Source organism: Flavivirga sp. 57AJ16, from assembly GCF_028736925.1.
GTDB lineage: Bacteria > Bacteroidota > Bacteroidia > Flavobacteriales > Flavobacteriaceae > Flavivirga.
This window is the reverse complement of record NZ_JAQZAT010000025.1, coordinates 1-22,377: the sequence shown is the minus strand read 5'-3', so window position 1 is coordinate 22,377 and position 22,377 is coordinate 1. Positions and strand designations below refer to the sequence as shown.

The following is a 22,377-nucleotide window of genomic DNA, read 5'->3' as shown; positions in this document are numbered from 1 at the left end:
GTCAGGTTGAGTACTTCGATAAACTCAGCACAGGCTCTGTCGAAACCTATTGGTGATTATCAGTGATTTAATACATTTCGACTTTAGTTTATGCTGAGCCTTTCGGACTGCGCTCAAGATAAACTATAGCCGAAGTACTCAATGTGACATAGCCTCTACTTTTTAGACACCCTCTTTTCATCTTTCACTTTAACTTTAACTTACTAACTCAATTGATTTTAAACAAAAAAAGTTTAGTAAAAGATGTTTTAGCGGTTTAAAAATTCAACACTATTTTTTTAATTATTTTACGGATTTTGTGATGGGTTTTCCTTATTCTACTTTTGGCTTAAAAACAACCTCAAAAAACGCTCCTCCATCGCGTGCTTGTTTTGCCATATTTTGAATATCTTCTTTGGACATACTGTTTACAACATCTACAAAATTCTTGGGGTCATTTATATTATATCCGTATCTAAAGAAATTTATAAGCAATTTCATATCATAACTATTTCTGTCTTTTGATTGCTGTCTTTCTTTTATAAAGTTTGCCTTTATTTTATTTAAGTCTTCTTCCTTAATATTTCCATCAGCAATATTTTGTAACTCGCCTTTAACTATTTCCGTAAGTTTATTAACTAGATTGGGGTTACAATCAAACTGAAAGGATATGTATGCTAAAGACTTTGGTTCACGATAAAAATTAGCTGATGCCCTCGGGCTATAAGCGCCTCCTTCATTTTCTCTTACGGTTTCAGTAACCCGCAACTGTAAAATATCACCTAAAGCATTTGTATAAATATTATTTTTTATTGAATATGGCATTTCTTTTTTATAGGAAATATTAACTGTTGCTTTAGGGTTCTCCATGATTAAATAGATGTTCTTATCAATCTTGTTGGAGACCCATTCTGCACCATTATCCTTAAATTGTTCCACGATACCTTTTGTAGGGATACTGGCTAAATATTTTTCTAAAAGTAGCTTTAACTGACTCTCTTTAACATCACCTACAATAAAAAACTCAAAATCTGATGCATCTTGAAATCGCTCTTTATAAATACTTTTGATTTTTTCAAATGAAATCTTACTTGCATAATCCTGATTGAAAATTGGTTTTTTGGGATTGTTTTTTCCATATAACACAACCGTCAAACTATCTTTCATTTTTTCTCTTATATCTTGACTTCTTTTAGTTATATGGTTATTTATATTACTAACTAGAACCTGGTAGGCTTGCTCATCGAACCGTGGTTTTACAAAATACAGATAAACCATTTGCAGCATGGTTTCAATATCTTTCGTATTTGAAGTACCAGAAACACTTTCATTGATATTTCCCAAGTTAACTCTAACATTCGCCGTTTTACCTGCCAAAACCTTTCTTAAATCTGTAGCTGAAAAATTTCCTAGTCCCGACATCTGGATAAAACTTCCCAATAAATTGGCTGATGGTAAATCCCCTTCATTTAAAAGTGATTTACCACCATAGCTAATACCTCTTAAAACCACTTTATCCTTATCTTTATCAACAAATTTATAATGTACTTTAACACCATTGCTCAACACATATGTTGTTGATTCTAGATCTGGATTGGTAATCGTATTTGTTATGATTCCTTCTTTGATAGGAGTATTAGAAGGTATTAAGTTTTTTCCTTCAAGCGATTCTGTATAGGGCAGAATGGTCGAGTCATTTTCTGCCGTTTTAATGATTTGTTTGGCTTGGGCTTCTGTTAAATTATTCTGTCCTTCAACACCTGTAACGTTTAAGTATCTATTGTTTTTTGTGTATAACCGTTTTATTGTGCCGTGGAGTTCTTCTGCGCTAATTCCGTCTAACAGAATTTTAGATATTTCGTACACTTCTTCTATATCCGAAATGGTCTTGTTCTCCAAATAATTATTTTGAATAGTACGCTCAATTTGCTTGTGGCTGATATCATTTTTTTTGGTAATCTGGTTTTCGTAAGAACTTTTTATTTTGGCTATTGTCCGGTCTATTTCAGGTTGGATATAACCAAATTTTATGGCTCTCTCTACTTCTTTCAATACTGCTTTAAAAGCCTCTATTTGTTGATTTTCTTTAGGAATAATCGATATACTAAAAGTCTTAGAAGTTCTTGACAAAGACCTATATCCTGCAGCAGCAGATAAAAAGGTTACATCTGGTTTTTGAGCCTGTTCGGAAAGTCTTGCAGATAGCATTCTGGTTACCATTGATTCTAAAAGCTGCTCTTTTAAATCGGCAACCGTTTCTGTTTCTAATGACTTTTTGTGACGGATACCAAAATTGATACTTGCAGCTGAAATTTCAGAATCCATCCCTAAACTGTAAAGCATCTCTTTATTGTCTGGAATATCTACCATAAAACGCTTTCTCGGGTTTTTAACAGCTGGGATTTTCGAGAATTTCTCTATAATTTTTTGTTCAACTTTGTCAACATTTATATCTCCTATTATTGCTATGGCCTGTAAATCTGTTCTATACCAATCGTGGTAAAAATCGCGTAGCGCTTTATGTTCAAAACCTTCAACCACAGACATTAACCCTATGGGTAATCTATCCGAATATTTTGAATGGTTATATGTAACTGGCAAACTGGTTTGAAACAAGCGCATTTTTCCGTTTTGACGAGTACGCCATTCCTCTTTTATCACTCCTCGTTCTGCATCGATCTCTTCATCGGTCAACAACAGATAATTGGACCAGTCTTTTAAAACGGCCAAACAGGTATCTACCAAACCATCTTTAGTAGGGATATTACTTAAATTATATACGGTTTCATCAAATCCAGTATAGGCATTGATATCCTTTCCAAATACCGCTCCGTGTTTTTGGAGCGTATTCAGTACACCTTTTTCTGGGAAGTGCCGAGTGCCATTAAATGCCATGTGCTCTAAAAAATGGGCCAAACCTCGTTGGTTCTCATTCTCTAAAATTGAGCCCACATTCTGGATAATGTAATAACTTGCAGCATCCTTTACCACATCAGTGCTTTTTATATAATAGGTCATCCCATTGGGCAATACTCCTTTTTTTATAGTTTTATCTATTGGTAATGTATTATTTAAATTTACCTTTTGTGCTGTTGCACTAAAAGAGAAAGCAGTGATTAATATATAAAATACTATACGATTCATTTATCAAAGGGATTTTTATTGAAACAAAGACCAAGAATTAATTATTTGAATATTTTGTACAGTTCCTCTTCCAATCTATATCCTCTTAAATCCATTGCTATAACTTTTCCATTAGGATCAATCAATAAGCTTTTAGGAATGGCGTGAACATCATATAAAACAGCCGCTTTGTTTTCAAACCCTTTTAAATCAGACACATGAACCCAAGGAAGATTTTCTTGCTTGATTGCCTTTTCCCAAGCCTCTTTTTTGGTATCTAATGAAACAGACAAAATATCAAAGCCTTTATCATGATATTTTGCATAAGCTTTGATTAAATTTGGGTTTTCTGCCCTACAAGGCCCACACCACGAAGCCCAAAAATCAAGTAGTAGATATTTACCTCTAAAATCAGATAATTTTATAGGCTTTCCGGTTTCATCATTTTGAGTAAAATCTAACGCCAATTTTCCTATATCAGCACGTTTTTTATTTAATTTTTTTAAAAACTCTAAACCTCGCTTGCCAGTTCGCAATTCCTCGTTAAGGTTTTCAAAAATGGCACGCAATACACTTACATCATAGCCTTTTTGTATAAATATATTTAAACCTTCTAAACTAAAATAGGAATCTGGATGCTGTTTCGCATATTCCAGTATCGTAGAGTCTCTATACTTTGCCCTATTATTAATTATATCCAATTCTTCCTTTTTTAAAAGTTCCTTTTTTTCTGCAGAAACTTCGTCTTTTATAGCTTTTTTTAAACGCGCATATTCATCATTAAACTTTGTTGGGTAAAGTAATTTATTGTAGGCCTTATATTCTGTATTTAATTTTGAACCAGTAATAACAGCATTTTTAACCGCATCCTTAATAGCTACATTAATGTTTCCTTTTTCAAGATACATAGGCAAAATACCGCTAAAGTTCTTGGAATCCTTAAAACCAGTTCCTTCTTTATTAAGAATTAAAAAAACTTGCTTTGGCTCGGACACCTCCCCTTTAAAGTGAAACATGCCATTTTTTAAGCTAGCCGAATCCAAGAGGGTTTGTGCATTAAGCTTTATTAACGTATTAAATAAATACATCTTTGCTTTTGGACTATTTGTATTATTTACCTTTACTGTTAAGCTATAATTTTCATCTTTATTTTTTTTGTTACAGCCCCACATAGTCAATAACATGAGTACACATACTATATATTTTTTTATCATCATATTTTAATTGTTTAAAATTATCTTTTGTGCTATGTCCATACTATTTTATCAAAATATTTTGATAAAATAGTATGGACATTTTTTAATTTATATTATTAATACTCTGGGTTTTGTGTTAAGTTGGGGTTACGCTGTATATCCTCAAAAGGAATAGGATAAAGAGCAGCTTGAGAGACCCATTCTGCTTTATTAGTTCCAAAAACAGCATCTGCTTGTCCAATTCTTTTAACATCTAACCAACGATGGCCCCATTCCCCAAAAAATTCTCTCGTTCGTTCTATATAAATATCTTGTAACATGGTAGCTTTAGTGGTTGCGGCTGTACCTTGCAAACCAGCTCTTGAACGAATTACATTCAAATCAGATTCTGCACTATTCAATCCAGTAATGTTAGCTTGCTGTGCCCGAGCTTCAGCTCTTATGAGATACATTTCTGCCAATCTTAATACGCTAACGGCTTCCGGGTCCTCTGGACCTCTTGTGTTTGAATAAGCCTTATATTTATAAGAACCATTTAAATTAGGTGTTAACCATTCAGATCTTCTTTCGTCATCGTCTGAAATATTATTAGATATAAATGAGGTTAATCTATATCTTGGGTTCGTTACTGAAGATCCTGTTAAATTTGCGAAAGTATATCTATTGTTACCAGAACTAGCAAATTGCATGATGTTCTCACGAGAGGTAGCAAAAAATACGTCAGTTAAAGATTCTAATTGATAGAAACCTGAATTGATAACTGCACTTGCTTGCGTTTCTGCATCAGTCCAATTTTCTTGATATAGCATCACCCTTGCCAATAAGGCAGTTGCCGCCCACTTATTGGCTCGGATTCTTTCTCCAGCCAGTGTATAAAGCTCACTGCTTAATTTACTTTGTGCGTCTAGTAAATCTGCTTCAATTTGCTCATAAACTTCAGCAACCGATGCACGTGGCAGTAATCTAATAACATCATAATCTGTAATTAGGTTAATAGGAACATCACCCCATAGATTTACTAAATAAAAATAAATAAACGCTCTTATGAATTTGGCTTCACCTACCAGTTGATCTTTTGTATCTTCTGACAACTCGGTTGATTCAGGTATATTTAAAATGGCATTATTACATTGGTAGATTATATTATAAAAACCCCGCCACATATTTAAAATAGTACTACTATTTGAAGCAATTGTATTTGTTGCAAACATGGTTTCTTCTACAGTATAACTAATTTTTTCTAACTCATCTGAAGATAATCCAACAATTGTGAACATATAACTTGTTGCATTACTTTGGTTTGTATAGGCATAAATACCTCTCATGGCAGATTGTGCAGAACCTTCATTCTTAAATACTGCATCAGTGTTAATTAAATCTGGTGGTAAATCTACTTCTACAAAGTCATCACAACTATTAAAACCAAATAATAAGGCACTAAAAACTAGTATATTTTTGATCGAATAAAACGATATTCTATTGTTTTTTAATTTCATAACGAATAAATTTTTAGATGTTAAAAGCTTATTTGAGCACCTATAATAATGGTACGTAATGGTGGTAAACGTGTTAATGATGCCGATTCAGGATCTCCAGTCTTATAGGGTGTAAAAGTTAATAGGTTTTGCCCTTGGGCATAAACACGCAAAGAACTAACACCAATCTCATTCAATAATTTTTCGGGAAGATCATATGATAAAGACACATTTTTTAAACGTACAAAAGAGACATCTGTATATTGAAGATCTGAAAAATAAGCTGGCACGTGACCTCCATTTAGGTCAGAAAGATCAAAAAAGGAAGCAGATGTTGTAAACTTTTGAATCCCCGTAATGTCTCCAGGGTTTTGCCAACGGTCTAAAACCACATCAGGATAATTTATTCCCACAGCGCCCACTGGGCTAGTAAAAGATGTATAGGACGAAAGCCAGTTTTTACCAATTTGTTTTCTAAATTGAAATAAAAAGTCTAACGTAATTCCTTTATACGAAAGCGAATTTTGAAGGCCGCCGTAAAAATCGGGATCGGTATCAAATTGCGGTTTAAAATCACCTTCATCCTCAGACGGATCATAGACGCCATTATCATTATAATCCTCTAAGAAATATAACCCCGTTTCAGGATCAACACCTACTACATGTCCTGCAATAACTGTATTAAGTGATTGCCCAATGACATAATAGCTCGTAAAGGGAGAGTCCTCAAAGTTTGGATATTCCAATAATTTATTGCTTGGAATTGTAATATTAAAATTAGTACGCCAGCTGAAATTCTTATTCTGAAAATTTGTAGTAGTCAATTGTAATTCTACTCCCTGATTTTGTACAATAACGCCATTTAGATTATTAACAACACTATTATAGCCTGTCATTCTAGGTAGAGGAAAGCTAACCAAAGGATCTGACGAATTATTTCGATACCATGTTGCCAAAAATTGTAAACGGTCTTTAAATACATTCAAATCCATTGACACCTCTGTTTTAACATTCCTTTCCCAATGCAGGTCAGAATTAAATAACGAAGCGGGCGTAAGAGCAGTAGCACCGTTATAACTGTTAAGAGAGAAGCCAGACTCATAGACATCTTGATATTTATAGTTTCCAATTTTATCATTTCCTGTAACACCATAACTAGCTCGAAGTTTTGCAAAGCTTATAAAGGGAATTCCTTTCATAAAAGACTCATTGCTCAATATCCAAGCTGCACCAATAGCTCCAAAATTTGAAAACCTAAAATCTGGCCCGAAACGGCTAGAGCCATCCCGTCTTCCCGTTAAATTCAAAATATATTTATCGTCATAGTTATAATTGGCCCTTCCAAAAAAAGCGGCATATTTATATTCTGAAAAATTGCTTGATGGGGCACTGTTTAGCATCTCAGGAGTAACAACAGATAGCGTTCCTATTTGATCATCATTTTCGTAACCAGTTATTCGAATGTTATAACTCTTTTGTTCTTGGCTTTGGAAAGACCCTCCAATTAATACATTTAATGTTCCTTTCCCAATAGGTTTAAGGTAGTCTAATTGAGGTTCTAAAATCCAACTTTTAAAGGTTCTGTGCCCAAATAGATAAGTACCATCAGCTCCAGTTCTATCCAAAGGATTTACAGCTGTTGAAGGCCTAATTCTATTTTCATCTGTGGTTATAAAGTTATATCCTATACTATTTTTTAAAGTTACACTTGGTAATATTTTATAGGATAATACTGCATTTGCATTAAGTGTTGTTGATATAGCTTCGTATTTTTGTAAAGTGTAGGCTAATGGGTTATCAGATTCATACCCTCCTTCATTCCAAGCTAGGTCTCCATTATCTTCATACAGTTTATAATTAGGTGGTAAAGACAAAGCAAATGAAAGATCTGTTGAGGTACTTGTATTTAGGGTAGACGCATAACTTGTAGAAAATACCCCTGTAAATTTTTTATTAGGTGTTGTAGTGGTTACATTAAATCTACCTGAAGCTCTACTATTTGGAAAGTCTCCAGGAATTACCATTGTTTCTTTATGGTAACTTCCTCCAAGAATAAATTGTGTTAAATCACTCCCCCCAGAAAATGAGGCCTGGACATCTGTTGTATATGCTGTCCCTCCTATCAACTGTTCGGCCAGGTTGTTATCCCTTATAGTATCGTATTGAGCTAAATCATAAACCTTGTTCCTGTTAGAGAGACTCGTGCTATTTGCAAGGGTTTCCAAATCCAGACCATCATTTTTTAAAGCCTCTTTGCGCATGGCCACATATTCTTTAGTAGTAAGCATATCTGGTAAAGGAGCTGTACTAACGCCATTGGAAACACTTAAGCTAAATTTTGGTTTCCCTTTTTTCCCTTTTTTTGTAGTGATCAAGATGACACCACTGGCTCCGCGACTCCCATAAATAGCTGTAGCATCTGCATCCTTTAATACTTCTACACTTTCAATATCTCCTAAATTCAAGCTATACAATGGGCTTAATCCACTTAGTGAAGATGCACTTATGGCTGAACCAATTTGATTAATATATTCATTTCCACTAGCGATTGGAACATTATCGATAATGTACAACGGCTCATCTGAAGCTCCATTGATATTATCAATTTGCGTTCTTCCTCGAATTTCAACTTCAAAAGCGGCACCAGGATTACCGCTGGATTGTGTAATTACTACACCTGGTAACCGTCCTTGAAGGGCTGCCATAGGGTCTGTAACGGGAGACAAACTCAACTCTTTACTGTCTACCTTACTAATGTTTCCTGTTTTTAAACGCTCTGTAGTTGAATAATAGCCAGCATTAATTGTTACCTCATCCAATGCACTAATATTTTCTTTAAGAATGACATTAATTGTATTTTTGTTTCCTACAGTAATTTCTTGAGACTCAAAGCCTAGAGACGAAAATACTAATACATTCTCTGGGTTTGCTACTGTAATGGTATAAGAGCCATCAAAATCTGTAGCCGTTCCCTTAAAAGTGCCTTTTATTAATACAGTAGCTCCTATTACTGGGATACCAGCTTCATCTGTAACTTTACCAGAAACCTTAATTTGTTGTTGGGTTGTGGCTTCTTTAATAAGGATTGTGTTGTCTTTTCCTAAAACGATATTTAAATTACCGCCTGCAAGACATTCTTTTATGAGTTTATCCATGCTAATGACCCCTTTTTTTAGATGTGCTTTTGGGAAGTCTTTGAATAAGTCTGCTTGATACATAAACGCATATTTGGTTTGGTTTGTAATCAAATCGAATACCTCATCGATCGTTACTTCTTTATCTGCATCAATGGTCACTTTTGTGTTTTGAGAAATGAGTTCCTTTGGCGTTAAACTAAACACCGTTGTGCAAAACAAGATTATAAAGGTTCTCATCATCAGCAGTAGTAGTACTTTTCCTTTTGAGAAAAATACCGTTGTTAATTTAATTTCCATAAATTTGCTTGTTATTAGTTAGTTAATGATTTAATTAATTAATACGTTTTAGGGGGATTATCAGTTTGTTACTTTCCAAGGTCCGAACTGTTTTCCTCCTTTTATTTTACTTTTTGAATAGTTTTATGTCATAATTTTTAATTTAAGTTATACTTTGTTTAATTATTATTTTCATATGTTTTTTTTATTGTTTTAGAGGTCATATGGAACGCCCTGATAATCATCCTCGTGTGTACGAAAACAATTCTCATGGACGTTTCTATCACTTTAATGTTATGGTTTTATTATTAATTTCATAGGTTTTGATGCTGTTTTGTAAGAAGCTCAGTATGTCCTCGACAGACTGGGTTTTATAAAGTGTTCCGTTAAAACTGACCTTTTTCAACTCTTTGTTTTCGAACACGACATCCATGTCATACCAACGCGATAATGTTGTCATAATCTCTTTTAGCGATTTGTTCTTAAAACTAAAGATCCCGTCCTTCCAAGCTACTTCCCTAAAGGTATCAACTGCGATAACTTGTATAGTTTTGGTGTTTATATTAAAATTGGATTGCTCCCCTGGTTTTAAAACCGAGTTTGTGCCTTCAGCATTTATTACGACACTACCTTCTACCAAGGTCGTGTAAATATTATTCTCGTCCTTATAGGCTTTGATATTAAACTCGGTACCTAATACTTCTACTTCCTGATCGTTATTATAAACTTTAAACTTTGACCCTTTATGATTGATACTTGGTGATACATCGAAATAAGCCTCTCCATACACGAGCTCTACCTGACGGCTCTCGCCATCGGTGAAACTTACTGGGTATTTTAGTTGGGTTTCTGAATTCAACCATACCTGTGTGCCATCTGCTAGGGTGATCTGGTATTGTTCCCCTCTTGCTGTTGTTAGATAGTTGTTGACTAATTCTCGGGAAGTACTGTTGTTATATATAATTTGTTCGCCGTTACTGGTAGCGTTTTGTGTTTTATAGGTTTGACCTTTTATAAGGGTTACATCTGTACCGTCTTCTAATGTTAGGGTCGCCTTATCGGTGCCTATTTCGATTTGGTTGTTTACTATGATTGGTTCGGTAAACTGTTCAGTATTGCTTGTTTTGAAAAACCAAATACCAGCTGTGATTAGTATTGCTATTGAAGCTGCAGCTGTGTATTTATATACGGCATTCGTTTTAAGTCGGTGAACAAAAGATTTTTCTTTACGAATAGTACGCAGTAATTGTTCTATGGTTTTTTGATGGTCAGAATTATTCATACTACAGATGATGGCATAATAGGTTTTTACATACTCTTTAAATAGTCTTTCATTCGCCGGATTACTTATCCAGTTTGTCAGCACACCTAATTCGGATACCGTTGCCGAATTAGTTAAATACTTTACTATAAGTTTCTCAATTTTATTTGTCATTTTGAGACATTTATTTTACATATAAGCAAAGCAAAATTTAAAAACCCTTGTTTTTTGATACTTTTTTTTACTTTTTATTGTTTTTTTTATAACCTTTACATAATAATTGTCGGTTTTTAATAAATAACGTCATGTCTTCTAAATTTGAAAATGAGTCTGTTTTAATCTCCCATTTAATGAATGGAGATGAGCAAGCTTATGTTTATTTGGTAAAAACATATCATCGCCCACTTTCTGATTATGCCTTTAGTTTAACCAAAGATAGAGCTATGGCTCAAGATATAGTACAGGAGTTATTTCTGTATATATGGAAGCGCCGGAAGAAACTTGCCAACATATATTCTTTGAAGAATTATTTGTACAAAATGGCCTATCATCAATTTTCTAATGAGTATCGTAAAAGCAATGCTATTACTGCCCTAGAGCGTAGCTATATGGAAGCTCTTGATGAGGCTGTTAATGATAATAATGCTGAATTGTTAAATCGTAAGATCGCCATTGTTACTGAAGGTATAGCTAATTTGCCGAAACGGTGTAAAGAGACCTTTTTATTAAGCAAAAAGGAAGGGCTTACAAATATTGAAATTGCCGAGTATTTGGATATATCGGTGAAGACTGTTGAAGGACATATTACTAAAGCGTTTCATATATTACGTAAAACAGTTGGTGAGCAGTTAAAGGGTGTTTTGTTTTTGATGTTTGGAAAGATTAAAACATTGAAATACTAGATATTGAAAGGGCCATATTCTACTTTAACGCTTTCTAAATCCTTATACAATTCTATGTATATACTCCATATAAAGTTTCAATTTTTTTCTTCACTAGCCAATTAATTAAAACTCACAAACTTACTCGGAGTCATTCCAAATTTTTTTTTGAAAGCCGTTGAAAAATGCTGAGGGTTTTTGTATCCTACTATTTCAGATACCTCACCAACTGGCAATCGTTTTTCAATAAGTAAATCTCTAGCTTTATTCATTTTTAAATGAGCAATATAACCAAAAACAGTAATGCTATAAAGAGTTTTAAAACCCTTTTTCAATGCAAATTCATTGGTTCCGAATTTTTTAGATAAAAACTGAAGTGTCATTGGTTGCGTAAAATTTTTTCCAATATAATTTTTTACCTCAATAATTTTCTCTTCTTCGTAGACCAGAGGTCCTTTTTGTTTGCTTTTATTAAACTGATCTAATTGCAGTAATAACAATTCTAGAACTACTGCATTAATATGAATTTTTCGAAAAAAACCTTTTCTTTTCGAATTTAGCATTTCATTAATTAACAGTTGTATTTTAGGGGTTATAATACAGTTTTCTATTTTAAGCTTACCTGTATTGTTTTTTTTAATTTGTTTCCTGAAGTCTTCAAATTTACTTTCTTCCGGTAAAAATTGATTAAAAAAACTCAAATCGAGATTGATACGAATAATAGAAGTCGTACCACTAGGAATCTCTATATAACCCGTAATATCTGTATAATAAAATATATTGTGTTCATTTGCCGAAAAATGATTGTTGAATATTTTTTCAGAAATACTCACATCAAATGAACCTTCTATAATGAAGAGCATTTCAATAGTTTGTCCTTTAAAATCGAAATTTATTCTATCCATTTCAGTATAGAATGTTCCATAACCCACCTTAAAACTTGCAAAAACCTGCTCTTTATACCAGCCTTTGAGTTTTTTCCCTTTAAATTTTGTACAAATTTCCAAAGTTCCACATCCATCTATTTCAAGAGTGTCTGGATCTTTATTAAAAACTATTTCCTTATTGTCTTTTATAGATATATTATAATTGGTCATTAATTCCGTTTTACGTAATTTTTTATCCGTTTCACGTATTTGCTACTTCTCTTAAATGTATATTTTTGGTAAAAATATATTATTTTTATTTAATCTAAATAAAAGTAATATGCATTTTTGTCTCATTTAATAAATTTTAACAACGGATATGGAATTAATACATAAAAATGACTACGGTGTTTGCTATAAAATTGATAAATATTGCCATCCTAGATTTGATGTTCAATTAGTAATAAATTCAATTGGTATATATATGTCCGAAGCAGAATTACACAATTTATTAAAAATTGTAAGAGATTCAGATAAACCTTGCTTTTGTGATGAATGTGCAGGAGAAAAATGTAACAAAATTTGGTGCACTAATCCATTAATAGACATTTGTTTGAAAATGGATGAATACAAACTCGAACTTATAGAAGATTTAATATTAAGGGCATTATTTTTTTTAGAAATGAATAGCACTTTGGTACAACTTCATATAGGCTATAAATAAATATAATTTAGAAAAATGGAGAAAATGGATTTACCTAATTTGAACGAAAACTTATTACAGGTAACGGGATATACATCCTATTGGTTTCAACTCTCAATATTTTCAAAAAATCTGAACAAACTTTTATAATTAACGAAGCTCACAACGCTGGTTTTCAACTTATAAAATCAAATATTTTTCTTGATGATTTTCAAGAGATGTCAATAGAAAACAATTACAAAATGCAAGAAGCATTGGTAATATTAAAAAAGCATTATTATTAAATAACAACCTAAAAAGCTGTAATTAACAGATAATATTCCGTTTCGCGTAGATTATACTCCGCTTTACGTAACCTTTATCTTCATATTGTCAATATTTTTGCTGCAATTATTTGGACTAAATCTAAATAATCCTGTTTAGTCATTAATTAAAAATATTAACAACAATGAAATCATTAAAATATTTATTAACGGGAACTACTGCAAACTTTAAATAACCAAAAACTTTAAGACAAAGCAAATGATTAAAACCGATATGCTTATTATAGGAGCAGGACCTACAGGATTGTTTACCGTTTTTGAAGCTGGTTTATTAAAAATAAAAACGCATTTAATAGATGCGCTTCCAAAACCAGGTGGACAATGTTATGAAATCTATCCTAAAAAACCTATTTACGATATTCCTGGTTTTCCTGAAATTTTAGCAGGTGATTTAGTAACTAATTTAATGGAACAAATAAAACCATTTGAGCCAGGATTTACCCTAGGCGAACGTGCTGAAACTTTAAAAAAACAAGAAGATGGTTCTTTTATTGTAACAACAAACAATGGTACCAAACATCATGCTCCTGTAGTGGTTATTGCAGGAGGATTGGGTTCATTTGAACCTAGAAAACCATTAATTCCAAATATTCTTGATTTTGAAGGTAAAGGCGTTAATTATTTTATAAAAAACCCGGAAATTTATCGAAATAAAAGGGTCGTAATTTCTGGCGGTGGAGATTCTGCCTTAGATTGGGCTATCTTTTTAGCTAATGTAGCATCTGAAGTGTCTTTAGTTCACAGAAGAAATGAATTTAGAGGTGCTCTTGATTCTGTTGAAAAAGCTTCAGAATTAGCTAAAGTTGGAAAAATAAAATTATTTACCGAAGCAGAAGTCACTAATTTATATGGAGAAACAGATTTAAAAGCTATACTTATAAAACACAATGACGTCACGAAAGCTGACTCCTATATTGAAACCGACCATTTTATTCCCTTATTTGGATTATCTCCAAAACTTGGCCCGATAGGCAATTGGGGGTTAGAAATTGAAAAAAATGCTATTAAGGTAAATAATGCCAAAGATTACCAAACAAACATTTCTGGTGTTTTTGCCATAGGAGATGTAAACACTTATGAAGGTAAACTAAAACTTATTCTTTCTGGTTTTCATGAAGCTGCTATAATGTGCCAATATGCATATCAGCTTATAAACCCTGGGAAACGCTATATTATGAAATATACCACTGTTGGTGGTGTTGAAGGTTTTGATGGCTCTAAAAAAGAAGCCAAAAAAGAAATAGTTAAGTCTATTTTATAAAATATTAAAAAAGTATCATGATAACTTTAATATGTAGTCTGGCTTTTCTAGGATTTTATATGTTATATAGCACGAGTAAGCGTGCAGAATTAACGCTTACATATAAACTTCAAAATTGGACAAAGGAAAACCAACAAATCGGGAAATACATAGGAATCAGCTTATTGCTTATTAGCTTTATACTCTGTATAGTAACCTTAGGTTTTGGAGTTGGCTTTTTCTATTTTCTAGTTATTATAATGACTATTGGTAGTTTAGTTGTTCTAGTATCTCCTCTTCGCTTTTTTAATCTATTTACTCTACTTATAGTAACTATATTATCCTTTGGAGTCGAAATTTACCTTACTTAAATTGGTATGCCTGCAAATAAAAAACACTTATCGTCTCCCGTACAACGTATAGCTAAAATAACTGCCGGTTTTATTGGTGGGTATATGGTTACACTAGCTATACATATGTTTTTAATAGTTTGGTGGGATGCAGGAAATGCTATAATGACTTTAAGATTTGGTGGTTTTATACTTTGGGCAATTTTAATGATTTTGGCATTTTTAGCAAAAAATGGGTACAAAATTTGGGGTATATATCTTTTAACATGCATTGTGTTTTTTGCTCTTATCTATATTAAAAATAATTTCTAACAATTTAAATATCTATGTCAAATAGAGTATATAATATTATGTTTCATACACATACTATTAGTGGTATCATTATTAGTGCCGCTTTGTATGTTATATTTTTTACAGGATCTATAACTTTTTTAAGAGACGAAATTATAGCTTGGGAACGTAACGAACCTGTTAGCGACAATTATTTTAGTAGTGTTGATTTTGATTCTGTAATAAGCAACATTAAAACCGAACATAATTTAAATAATCGTGATGTTACATTTTTTCAACGTGTTGAAGGGCAAAGTGCCATTACCATTTTATCTGCATCTAAAGATTCTACAGCATCAAAACAAGATCTTCGCCGAAATTTTTTTTCTACAAATTTAACTTCGCATAAAATAGAAAAGTATAGTGACTCTTACACTTTAGGAGAGTTTTTTTATAGACTACATTTTTTTGCTCAATTAAATTTCTTTGGTAGATCAGGTTACTTTTTATCTGGATTGGTTGCCTTTTTCTTTCTATTTGCTATACTAACAGGAGTTATTGTACATTGGAAAAAAATAATTTCTAGTTTTTACGTATTCAGACCTAAAAGCAAATGGAAAACCATTTGGACTGATGCCCATGTCGCTTTAGGAATTATAGGACTACCCTATCAGTTTATGTTTGCTGTAACTGGAGCTTATTTAATTATTGGGTATTCAGTTATGCTACCTCCTGTTCAATCTCTTTTATTTGATAATAATTCTGAAAAATTTGAAAAGGCTTTAAAAAACGAAGAAGTCACAGATTATGCTTTTTGGGGCGAAGAATTAGAAAAAACAATATCCATAAACCAATTTGTTAGTAAAACAAAAAGTATATGGCCTAATTTAAAAGTAAACAGGCTACAAATATATAACTATGGTGATGCTAATATGCATGTAAAGGTTTCAGGGCATCCGCATTTTAAAAATAGATTATTAGGATCTGGGCATTTAACATTTAAAGCTATTGATGGGCAGATTATAGATAAAAAAAATCCTTATACAAACTCTTCTTATGTAGAGGGAACAACCAATATTTTAAAAAGATTACATTATGGGGATTATGGTGGTTATGGCATGAAACTCATTTATTTTTTACTTGGTTTGATAACCTGTTTTGTTATTATATCTGGAGTCCTTATTTGGTTGGTGGCTCGCGATAAAAAGAATGTTCCAGAATATAAAAGAAAATTTAACAGTTGGTTAGTCAATATTTATATGGCTATTTGTTTAAGCATATACCCTATGACTGCGCTAATTTTTTTAGTGGTTAAATGCTTTTCTTATAATTATGAAGACGGGAAAAGGGCTTTGATTTATAATGTGTTTTTCTGGGGATGGCTAGCTTTAAGCACGTTTTTTATCATAAAACGGGATAACTATTTTACAAATAAAATATCACTCTTATTAGGGAGCATACTTGGCTTTTTAGTACCAATATCGAATGGTGTAGTTACCGGTAACTGGCCTTGGGTAACCTGGCAAAAAGGATACTCTCAAATTTTTGTAATGGATATCTTTTGGGTATTACTATCTATAACAGCACTTGCTGTAGTTTTTAAACTTAAACCTAAAACAAATTAATTACTTCATTTATAATTATAAATCTATTTTTAAATAAAAAACACAACAAGGATTAGGTTTTGGTTTTGGTGGTAATTCTGTAGGTAAAGTTTATAGGTTTAGTGATAATATTTTCTATTCCCCTTCATACTCTACTTTTAATGCTACCATATTTTATGATCAACCTACATGGCGTTTCGGTTTAAAAATCAATAACTTTACGAACCAAAAATACTGGGATGCTTATGGAGTGGCACAAACCCCTAGCAACTTTGCAGCCAACTTAACACTAAAGTTTTAGTCTTCTTATTTAGTTTTTTTACCACGCCTCTTTTTTACTGTTGGAAAGAGGTGCTTTTTTATCAAATCTCTAAAAAATCACGCCCTTTTTATTATAAAAAAACAATTCAAGTTATTCCGTTTTGCGTAGGTTATTCTCCGTTTTACGTAGGTTTTAAAGTAAACAATAAATATATATTTGCGCTTTATTTATATTTATTCTAAATAAAACAATCACTAATAAATAACCTAAAATTTATAATGCAAAAAAGGAGCATTTACTTTACAATAATATACTGTTTATTTTCACTTCTTAGCTTTTCCCAAGTAAAAGAAAGCAAAATTAATGGTGTTGTATTAGATCAAACAAAAAAACCAGTCTTAGGTGCAACTGTAATTAATAAAGAAAGTAATAGAGGCGTTATTACAGATAGTAATGGACAATTCACATTTTCAGGGAATTATGATGGGGCTTACACCATAGTAGTTTCCTACTTAGGTTATAAAACCACAAACCAATCTGTTAATATAAATTTAGGAGAAAGTAAATCACTTTCATTTGTTTTAGAAGAATCGAATACCGAGTTAGATGAAGTTGTTGTAACTGGTAAAAGTATGGTACAGCATGTAAAAGAACGCGCTTATAACGTAAGCGTAGTTGATGCTAAAAAATTACACACAACATCACTAGATATGGGACATGCTTTGGATCGTGTTTCTGGGGTCCGTGTACGCGAGAGCGGTGGAGTTGGCTCTCAAATGAGCTTTTCGCTTAATGGTTTTAAAGGAAACCAAGTTCGATTTTTTATTGATGGTGTGCCTATGGATAATTTTGGGTCTTCATTTCAAATTAATAATATTCCTATAAATCTAGCTGAACGTATAGAGGTTTACAAAGGTGTAGTACCTGTTGGTTTAGGATCGGATGCCTTAGGCGGTGCTGTAAACATAATAACGAACACCTATAAAAAAAATCATTTAGAAGCCTCGTACTCCTATGGTTCGTTTAATACGCATCGGTCTTCTGTAAATGCTATTTATGTCGCTAAATCTGGTTTTACAGCTCAAATAAATGCTTTTCAAAATTACTCTGATAATAATTATAAAGTTAATGTAGATGTAGCAGACCTCAATACTGGTGAGTATTTTCCCGATCAAACGGTAAAACGTTTTCATGACACTTACCACAACGAATCTGTAATTATCAATATGGGGGTGGTAAACAAAAGTTTTGCCGATCAATTACTGTTTGGTATTACGTTAGGACAAAATTACCGAGAAATACAAACTGGCGCCAGAATTGTTAGTGTTTTTGGAACATGGCATAGAAAAGGCAATATCATTATGCCAAGTATTAAATACAAAAAAGAAGATTTTATCGTAAAAGATTTAGACTTTAGGTTTAATGCCAACATTAATTTAGGTCAAGAAAAAAACATAGATACCATTAATAGGCGATACAATTGGTTTGGTGATTATAAAGAATATGACACTCCTGGAGGAGAACGCTCCTACTCTTTATATAAATACAAAAATAACGCAGGCATTTCCACAACTAATTTAAGTTATAAAATTGCTGAACATCACAATATCGTACTCAGTAATACATTTAATACATTTAATAGGATTGGACATAACGAATTAAACCCAAATAACGAAACTTACGAGCATCCTAAAAAAACAATTAAAAACATTACAGGTTTAGGCTACGATTATAAAAAAAATAATTGGAACGCATCTGTTTTCTTAAAACAATATTTTCAACAAAACAAATTCGCGCAATCATATAATCCATCTGGTAATTATGGTGATGTTGCCTATAGAAATCATATTAATAAATTTAATTCTACAGGCTATGGTTTAGCTGTTACTCATTTTTTAAATGAAAACTTACAACTAAAAGCTTCTTACGAAAAAAGTTATCGTTTACCAGAATCCAATGAACTATTCGGCGATGTCATTAACCTTCAAGGGAATATTGATTTAAAACCTGAAAGTAGTGATAATTACAATTTAGGAGCTAGTTTTTGGTTCCTACTAAATAAAAAACATCAATTTAATATTAACACTAGCGGTTTTTATAGAAAGGCTAAAGATTTTATCCGTCCTCGACTTAATAGTAACCAGACCATGCAAGTTATGGATAATTTAGGAAGTGTTACTAGCGCAGGCATTGAAGCTGAAATTAGATATCAATTAGATAATCGTCTCTCAGCTGGTGCAAATCTTACCTATCAAGATTTACGCAATAACACAAAATACGAAGACGGACAAACAGTAGTAAGTGTTGTTTACAGAGATCGCATTCCTAATATGCCATACCTATATGGCAATGCAGATGTTAGTTACACGTTTTCAAACCTTTGGAAAAAATCGCACCAATTAAGTATAGGATATAATACATTGTATGTACACGCTTTTTACTTGTACTGGCCTAGTTTGGGAAGTAATAAGCTCGATGTTCCAGAACAAATCTCACACGACATAAGCTTAACCTACTCATTTAATAAAAATTTCCAGTTAACACTAGAATGCAGAAACTTATTGGACAAAAAATTATATGACAATTTCAGCCTTCAAAAACCAGGACGCAGCTTTACTAGTAAAATTAAGTACACATTTTTTTAATCAATTAATACAACTCTATAATGAAAAATACAAATTTATATTCAACTCTACTTCTAGCTGTATCTCTAATTAGTTGCAGCAATGATAATTCTCCTGTAAAAGATTCAGAAGAAGAAACTACTACATTTAAATATTTAATTACAGCAACCCCAAGAGCTTCAGAAGGTGTCGCGGATTATATACTAACTACAGACGACCTTACTCAAGGAACAATTAGTACTGTGGGTAATGGCATAGAACAAGATGGAACTTGGCGCTATTATGCCACAAGCAATAACAAATTTTTCAGCTTTGCTTATGATGATACTGGTGCTGTTACTACTTACCAACTAAATAGTGAAGGGGAATTAGTAGTAAAATCAGATTTCCAATTAGAAGCCGTACATACTTATGGCCCTGTTAGTAATGACATGCTTATGCTACAAGTTTCTAGAAATATTGACACCCCTTATGCTAAATGGTTTCGTTTAGATATGGAAATCTTACAAATAGTTGGTGAAGGACAAATAAACACAGCTGAATTGGCAGGCAATGGAGAATTGGCCTTTTTTACTGGAGTTACACAAGTTGGCAGCAAAGTTTACCTCCCTTATATGTATTGGAAAAGCTGCTGTAACGATGTGTATGGAACAAATTATCCAGATGAAGCAAACATAGCCGTGTATTCTTATCCTGAAATGGAACTGGAAACGATAATACATGACGATAGAACCAGCCAAATTGGACGCTATTTTTGGAACGGACTTACAGAAGATGAAAAAGGTGATACTTATGCTTTTTCTTCTGCTATAACAAAAAATAATGGAGAATCCAACGGCACAAAACCTTCTGCTATTTTGAAAATAAATAAAGGCCAAACAACTTTTGATGAAAACTATTTTTTCAATCTAGAAGAGGCTTCTAATGGTTACTATCTAGGCTCTCATATATATATAGGCAACGGAAAATTTATTGGAATCATGTCCGAAAAAACCAGTGATGCTTCTGCATGGGCTTCTGGAAGTAAATATGCTATACTAGATGTTTCTACAAAAGCTTTTACTTGGGTTTCTGGCATGCCAGAACCAAGCACAATTGAGAGAGAAACGCTTCGAAATAATTATGTGATTGAAGATAATATAGCCTACGTTGGAGTTACCACAAATGGAGATAGCTATGTTTATGTAATAGATGTAGACAAAGCAACAGCAACACAAGGACTAAAAGTAGAAGGAGGTGGAATAACTACAATAAGTAAGCTTGAAGTTTCAAAATAAAAAAATATACACTTATAAATTAATAAACTACAAAAAATGAAAAACAGACATTTATACCTAAGTTTCCTTGCAGGAGTAACATTATTTGCTTCTTGTAGCAATGATGATAGCCCACCTAAAGAAGAACAAGAAGAACCCCAAAGTGAATCTAAATACATTGTTACTGCAACTCCTACAGCATCTGAAGGCGTAGCAGATTACATTCTTACTACCGACGACCTAAGCCAAGGCACTATTAGTACCATTGGTAACGGTATTGAACAAGATGGAACCTATAGATATTATGTAACTAGCAACAATAAGTTTTTTAGTATGCTATATGGCCAAGGAAATCCAGGTGCCGTAACAACATATCAATTAAACGAAAATGGAGCCTTAAATAAATTATCTGATTTTCAATCAGAAACCGTGCAAGCATTTGCTCCTGTTGATAATGATATTTTATTAATAAAAATTTCTAGAAATTCTGATGAACCAATTGCTTATTGGTATCGCTTAGATACCAATACATCGCAATTTGTAGATGAAGGACAAATCAATACTCAAGAATTAGCCAATAAAGAAAATGGAGAACTTGCATTTTTTTCTTGGATAACTCAAGTTGAAAATAAGGTTTATTTACCTTATTTTACGATAAAAGGTATTTCTTCGGATAGATTTGGGACCGCATATCCAGATGAAGCTAACATTGCTGTTTACTCTTATCCAGAAATGGAATTAGAAAAAGTAATTCATGATGACCGTACAAGTTTTATAGGGCGCTATTTTATAAATGGCCTTACTTTAGATGAAAAAGGCGATGCCTACGCTTTTTCTTCTTCAGTAGCTACAAATAATGGAGAAGTGACTTCTACAAAACCATCTGCTATTACTAGAATAAAAAATGGAACTACCGAATTTGATAATACATTTCTATATAATATAGAAGAAGCTTCTGGAGGCAAGTATGCAACTACACATATCTATTTAGGCAATGGTAAATTTTTGGTATACCTAATAGACGTAGCGGATAAAGACGAACGTTCATATAATACTACAGGTAAAGAATTTGCTATTATTGATGTTTACACAGAAAGTTTTACAATGGTAACTGGCACACCTGCTAAAGAAAACATTGTAAGTGTAACAGCAAGAAGCAATTATGTATCTGAAGATGGTAGTACAGCTTATATTGGTATAACAACTGAGACAGGAAGTTTTATCTATAATATTGATGTTTCAACTGCAACAGCTACTCAAGGATTAGAGGTAGAAGGGGGGAAAATTACTGCAATTAGTAAATTAGATCCAGCAAATTAATTATTACAACAATTGGTCATTATTTAAGCCACTATTATTCTAAAAGATATATTAGTGGCTTATTTGATTAGAATGCTCTCTTTGTTCATTTTATATTTATAGCCAGGCGCATTCAGAAAATAGCATCCTTAATTAAATTTTGATGCTATTTTTTGTTTTTAATTCTTCCATTTGATAATTTTCATTTGATTAGCGAGGAAAAAGAGAATTAAAAACACAAAAGACATGCGT

14 protein-coding genes are annotated in these 22,377 nt (G+C 32.5%); 8 read left to right on the top strand and 6 right to left on the bottom strand.

The features are described from left to right. Positions 1–312: 312 nt before the first annotated feature. The 5 genes from PQO00_RS19275 to PQO00_RS19255 form a co-directional block, all read right to left on the bottom strand. The gene (locus PQO00_RS19275) at positions 313–3,123 is read right to left on the bottom strand and encodes a pitrilysin family protein (RefSeq protein WP_274186490.1); all 2,811 of its coding nucleotides are present in this window, start codon (positions 3,121–3,123) and stop codon (positions 313–315) included. A gap of 41 nt (positions 3,124–3,164) precedes the next feature. Next, positions 3,165–4,319: a TlpA disulfide reductase family protein gene (locus PQO00_RS19270; protein ID WP_274186489.1), complete on the bottom strand. Its 1,155-nt coding sequence runs from the start codon at positions 4,317–4,319 to the stop codon at positions 3,165–3,167. Positions 4,320–4,414: 95 nt separating this feature from the next. Beyond that, positions 4,415–5,794 (bottom strand): RagB/SusD family nutrient uptake outer membrane protein, encoded by a 1,380-nt coding sequence (locus PQO00_RS19265; protein WP_274186488.1) that lies wholly within the window; start codon positions 5,792–5,794, stop codon positions 4,415–4,417. Positions 5,795–5,814: 20 nt separating this feature from the next. Further along, on the bottom strand, positions 5,815–9,207 hold the full coding sequence (locus PQO00_RS19260; RefSeq protein WP_274186487.1) for a SusC/RagA family TonB-linked outer membrane protein: 3,393 nt from the start codon (positions 9,205–9,207) through the stop codon (positions 5,815–5,817). 262 nt (positions 9,208–9,469) lie between these two features. Beyond that, entirely contained in the window at positions 9,470–10,621 is a 1,152-nt protein-coding gene (locus tag PQO00_RS19255; protein ID WP_274186486.1) for a FecR family protein, read from the bottom strand. 131 nt (positions 10,622–10,752) lie between these two features. Between PQO00_RS19255 and PQO00_RS19250 the strand changes: the two genes are divergently transcribed. Continuing rightward, positions 10,753–11,349 (top strand): RNA polymerase sigma factor, encoded by a 597-nt coding sequence (locus PQO00_RS19250; RefSeq protein ID WP_274186485.1) that lies wholly within the window; start codon positions 10,753–10,755, stop codon positions 11,347–11,349. A 101-nt stretch (positions 11,350–11,450) separates the two neighbouring features. Here PQO00_RS19250 and PQO00_RS19245 read toward each other — a convergent pair whose 3' ends face one another. Continuing rightward, positions 11,451–12,425 carry an AraC family transcriptional regulator gene (locus PQO00_RS19245; RefSeq protein WP_274186484.1) on the bottom strand — a complete coding sequence of 325 codons (975 nt, stop codon included), beginning with the start codon at positions 12,423–12,425 and terminating at the stop codon, positions 11,451–11,453. A gap of 148 nt (positions 12,426–12,573) precedes the next feature. On the opposite strand from PQO00_RS19245, the gene PQO00_RS19240 reads away from it, so the two are divergent. From PQO00_RS19240 to PQO00_RS19205, 7 genes are all read left to right on the top strand, one after another. Beyond that, a complete protein-coding gene (locus PQO00_RS19240) occupies positions 12,574–12,918 on the top strand; it encodes a hypothetical protein (RefSeq protein ID WP_274186483.1) in 345 nt (114 codons plus the stop codon). A 501-nt stretch (positions 12,919–13,419) separates the two neighbouring features. Next, positions 13,420–14,481, top strand: coding sequence for an NAD(P)/FAD-dependent oxidoreductase (locus tag PQO00_RS19235; RefSeq protein WP_274186482.1), 1,062 nt, complete (start codon positions 13,420–13,422; stop codon positions 14,479–14,481). Between the two features lie 356 nt (positions 14,482–14,837). Beyond that, the gene (locus PQO00_RS19230; protein WP_274186481.1) at positions 14,838–15,122 is read left to right on the top strand and encodes a hypothetical protein; all 285 of its coding nucleotides are present in this window, start codon (positions 14,838–14,840) and stop codon (positions 15,120–15,122) included. Positions 15,123–15,136: 14 nt separating this feature from the next. Continuing rightward, positions 15,137–16,705: a PepSY domain-containing protein gene (locus tag PQO00_RS19225; protein WP_274186480.1), complete on the top strand. Its 1,569-nt coding sequence runs from the start codon at positions 15,137–15,139 to the stop codon at positions 16,703–16,705. Positions 16,706–17,224: 519 nt separating this feature from the next. After that, positions 17,225–19,591 (top strand): TonB-dependent receptor, encoded by a 2,367-nt coding sequence (locus tag PQO00_RS19215; RefSeq protein WP_274186479.1) that lies wholly within the window; start codon positions 17,225–17,227, stop codon positions 19,589–19,591. A 20-nt stretch (positions 19,592–19,611) separates the two neighbouring features. Next, positions 19,612–20,847: a DUF4374 domain-containing protein gene (locus tag PQO00_RS19210; protein WP_274186478.1), complete on the top strand. Its 1,236-nt coding sequence runs from the start codon at positions 19,612–19,614 to the stop codon at positions 20,845–20,847. A gap of 36 nt (positions 20,848–20,883) precedes the next feature. Continuing rightward, positions 20,884–22,146 carry a DUF4374 domain-containing protein gene (locus tag PQO00_RS19205; protein ID WP_274186477.1) on the top strand — a complete coding sequence of 421 codons (1,263 nt, stop codon included), beginning with the start codon at positions 20,884–20,886 and terminating at the stop codon, positions 22,144–22,146. Positions 22,147–22,377 lie beyond the last annotated feature (231 nt).

Excerpts from the sequence above, each read along its gene's own strand:
- PQO00_RS19275 (WP_274186490.1), bottom strand. The coding sequence starts at position 3,123 with ATGAATCGTATAGTATTTTATATATTAATCACTGCTTTCTCTTTTAGT.
- PQO00_RS19270 (WP_274186489.1), bottom strand. The coding sequence starts at position 4,319 with ATGATGATAAAAAAATATATAGTATGTGTACTCATGTTATTGACTATG.
- PQO00_RS19265 (WP_274186488.1), bottom strand. The coding sequence starts at position 5,794 with ATGAAATTAAAAAACAATAGAATATCGTTTTATTCGATCAAAAATATA.
- PQO00_RS19260 (WP_274186487.1), bottom strand. The coding sequence starts at position 9,207 with ATGGAAATTAAATTAACAACGGTATTTTTCTCAAAAGGAAAAGTACTA.
- PQO00_RS19255 (WP_274186486.1), bottom strand. The coding sequence starts at position 10,621 with ATGACAAATAAAATTGAGAAACTTATAGTAAAGTATTTAACTAATTCG.
- PQO00_RS19250 (WP_274186485.1), top strand. The coding sequence starts at position 10,753 with ATGTCTTCTAAATTTGAAAATGAGTCTGTTTTAATCTCCCATTTAATG.
- PQO00_RS19245 (WP_274186484.1), bottom strand. The coding sequence starts at position 12,425 with ATGACCAATTATAATATATCTATAAAAGACAATAAGGAAATAGTTTTT.
- PQO00_RS19240 (WP_274186483.1), top strand. The coding sequence starts at position 12,574 with ATGGAATTAATACATAAAAATGACTACGGTGTTTGCTATAAAATTGAT.
- PQO00_RS19235 (WP_274186482.1), top strand. The coding sequence starts at position 13,420 with ATGATTAAAACCGATATGCTTATTATAGGAGCAGGACCTACAGGATTG.
- PQO00_RS19230 (WP_274186481.1), top strand. The coding sequence starts at position 14,838 with ATGCCTGCAAATAAAAAACACTTATCGTCTCCCGTACAACGTATAGCT.
- PQO00_RS19225 (WP_274186480.1), top strand. The coding sequence starts at position 15,137 with ATGTCAAATAGAGTATATAATATTATGTTTCATACACATACTATTAGT.
- PQO00_RS19215 (WP_274186479.1), top strand. The coding sequence starts at position 17,225 with ATGCAAAAAAGGAGCATTTACTTTACAATAATATACTGTTTATTTTCA.
- PQO00_RS19210 (WP_274186478.1), top strand. The coding sequence starts at position 19,612 with ATGAAAAATACAAATTTATATTCAACTCTACTTCTAGCTGTATCTCTA.
- PQO00_RS19205 (WP_274186477.1), top strand. The coding sequence starts at position 20,884 with ATGAAAAACAGACATTTATACCTAAGTTTCCTTGCAGGAGTAACATTA.